5 protein-coding genes and 1 pseudogene are annotated in these 2,435 nt (G+C 32.6%); 1 reads left to right on the top strand and 5 read right to left on the bottom strand.

The genetic code is table 11. The features are described from left to right. The 5 genes and pseudogenes from ACN4EE_RS22835 to ACN4EE_RS22815 form a co-directional block, all read right to left on the bottom strand. Positions 1-1,155: RNA-guided endonuclease InsQ/TnpB family protein (locus ACN4EE_RS22835; protein ID WP_431708812.1), on the bottom strand; the 1,155-nt coding region annotated here is incomplete at its 3' end. Next, a pseudogene (locus tag ACN4EE_RS22830) lies at positions 1,136-1,297 on the bottom strand (IS607 family transposase); the annotation flags it as partial. The gene ACN4EE_RS22835 and the pseudogene ACN4EE_RS22830, both read right to left, overlap by 20 nt. Then, positions 1,284-1,427: a MerR family DNA-binding transcriptional regulator gene (locus tag ACN4EE_RS22825; protein ID WP_431708811.1), complete on the bottom strand. Its 144-nt coding sequence runs from the start codon at positions 1,425-1,427 to the stop codon at positions 1,284-1,286. The pseudogene ACN4EE_RS22830 and the gene ACN4EE_RS22825, both read right to left, overlap by 14 nt. A gap of 138 nt (positions 1,428-1,565) precedes the next feature. Then, a complete protein-coding gene (locus ACN4EE_RS22820; protein ID WP_431708810.1) occupies positions 1,566-1,757 on the bottom strand; it encodes a DUF6887 family protein in 192 nt (63 codons plus the stop codon). Beyond that, complete coding sequence (locus ACN4EE_RS22815) at positions 1,747-1,938, bottom strand: DUF6888 family protein (protein WP_431708809.1); 192 nt, start codon at positions 1,936-1,938, stop codon at positions 1,747-1,749. The genes ACN4EE_RS22820 and ACN4EE_RS22815 overlap by 11 nt, the downstream gene beginning before the upstream one ends. 166 nt (positions 1,939-2,104) lie before the next feature. Between ACN4EE_RS22815 and ACN4EE_RS22810 the strand changes: the two genes are divergently transcribed. Next, positions 2,105-2,435 (top strand): Uma2 family endonuclease (locus tag ACN4EE_RS22810; protein ID WP_431708808.1); only part of this gene is annotated, 331 nt, incomplete at its 3' end.

Genomic DNA, 2,435 nt, shown 5'->3' with positions numbered 1-2,435 from the left:
GTTCACTTCCTGCTTCACCGAATCCCTAATAGACTTGCCATTAAGTTGGTTTGACTCTCCACAGGCTTTACTTTCCGACAAGCTATCGGTAGTTGGATATAACTCCAAATTAATACTAGCATTCAGATCACGATCGATCTTTAAACCGCAATTTTCACACTCATAAACTCTCTTTGAAAGAGGCATTTTTTGTTTATTTTGACAGTTTGAACACAACTGAGATGAAGGATAAAATCGATCGGCAACAATCAATTTTGAACCGTACCATTGTGTTTTATATTCTAGCTGTCGTCTCAACTCATAAAAGCCACAATCAGCTATAGCACTAGCTAGTCGATGATTTTTAAGCATTCCTGATACATTCAAATTCTCAATCACAATTTCGCTGTGGTTTTTAGCTAACCATGATGTTAATTTATGAATAGAATCCCTTCTTATTTGGACTACTTTTTTATGTTGTCTAGCCAATTTTACCTGAGTCTTTTTACGGTTTTTACTCCCTTTTTGTTTTCGGGCTAAATTTCTCTGCAATCTTGCTAACCTTTTCTTATGTTTACGGTAGGCTTTTCTATTTTCAAATACCGTTCCATCACTACAAGTAGCCAAAGAATTAATCCCAATATCCACACCTATTTTTTCTCTTATTTTAGGAGTATTTGGTATCTCTAACTCGTATTTAAAAGAGATAAACCATCTATCAGCATGACGAGAAATTGTGACATTTTTAGGAGTGACAGCAGGTAAATTTTCATAGACATTAACCCATCCTATTCTTGGTAATTTAAACCGATTCCCACTAACCTTAATTGAACCTTCTAAATAGAAGCTATCGTGATGTCCTTTCTTCTTAAATTTAGGTTTTTTAGTGTGTTTATGAATCAACCAATTTTTAAAAGCCGTAGCTAGATTTCTCAAGGCTTGTTGAGGAGAACATTTTGACACTTCATAGTACCAAGAATAAATAGGTTTTACCTCTGCTACTAATCTTTTATGTAAATCAATAGCACTAGGTAATTTTTCTCCTTTTTCTAAGGCTTGAAAACAAATAGCGAGTCCCCAATTATAGGCATGACGAGCAACTCCAGCGTGTTTTGCCATGAGAGTTTTTTGTTTATGATTTAGTTTTAGTTCTGTTCTAAAGCTCACGAGTGGCACTTCTCAAATCCTCCATCAATTTACGATTTTTATGACTACGAGAACCATATAATCTAGCACTAAAAACAGTAATCATTTCCAGCACATCACTAGCTAAATCTTCTTCAAAACTAGAATCCTCCGTACGATTAATAATAACAACTTAAGTCATATCTACGATGACCATTAGCGGTACGTTCAGGAATCAAAATACCCTCAGTCTCCCACCTTCTCAATGTTGAGGTACTAACACCTTTTAGTTTTGCGGCTTCAGAAATAGATAACTTACTCATTATTTAAGTTTAGCATTATAAATGAGTAATTTTAAAAAGAATTAAGTAAATTTTTGTTAACTGTTGTTAGCCCTTCGATTTCATCGAACTTAGATCGAATCTCTACACTTTTGATAATCCTAATTTAATAAGATCGAATTATAATTTACCTTCTATTTTTTGTTGAATTAAGTTTTTAATTTGTTGTTTACCTTCTTCTGTATTTTCAAATTTATATTTAATACCACTACGGCGACTCATCAAAACCCTTAATGCTTCGTCATCATCTTTATTGCTTAATACATAGGCTCTTAATTCGGCTTTTGTCATGGTTTTAAAATTAGTTTTCATTTGGCAAAAACTCCCAATTTCCATCTGAATATATGATAATTTCAATATTTTCTCCCTCCAAAATGTAAATCTCACCTTTTAACTTATCAAAACGAAATAAGACTATATCTTGATAAAAATCGGAAAGATTTTGGCAAATTTGCACGGATTTAATTGCTTGTTCAACAGTTACAAAATTCAATTAGCCTCCATAATCAATTATTCGAGTCATAATTAACACCTATGATGATAAACATATAAACATTATAAAATATTTTAGGAAAAAGTATTCTTGGTTAAATTAGGGGTTGCTTTTGGTGTTTGTGTTAGCATAATCAATATAACTAAACTGCTGGTAACTTAAAATTATGGTTTATTTATCAACACCTTTAGAGTTAGAGTTGCAACTAAATGATGAGCAATTTTTTGAACTTTGCCACAAGCATAGAGATTTAAGATTTGAACGCAATGCACAGGGAGATTTAATTATTATGGCACCCACGGGAGGATTAACAAGTAATCGTAATGCTGATTTAATCTATCAATTAACGGCTTGGAATCGACAAAAAAAATTAGGTAAAGTGTTTGATTCTTCTGGTGGTTTTAAGTTACCAAATGGGGCAAATCGATCGCCAGATGCTTCTTTTATTACTTTAGAAAAATGGCATAGTTTAACTCCTTCTCAACAGGAAAAATTTT

The sequence above is a fragment of the Geminocystis sp. CENA526 genome (genome assembly GCF_050753365.1).
In the GTDB taxonomy this organism is placed as follows: domain Bacteria; phylum Cyanobacteriota; class Cyanobacteriia; order Cyanobacteriales; family Cyanobacteriaceae; genus Geminocystis.
The sequence above is the reverse complement of the archived record's forward strand: the minus strand, read 5'-3'. Positions and strand labels throughout refer to the sequence as shown.

Coding starts and splice junctions, on each gene's coding strand:
- ACN4EE_RS22820 (WP_431708810.1), bottom strand. CDS start 1,757: ATGAAAACTAATTTTAAAACCATGACAAAAGCCGAATTAAGAGCCTAT.
- ACN4EE_RS22825 (WP_431708811.1), bottom strand. CDS start 1,427: ATGAGTAAGTTATCTATTTCTGAAGCCGCAAAACTAAAAGGTGTTAGT.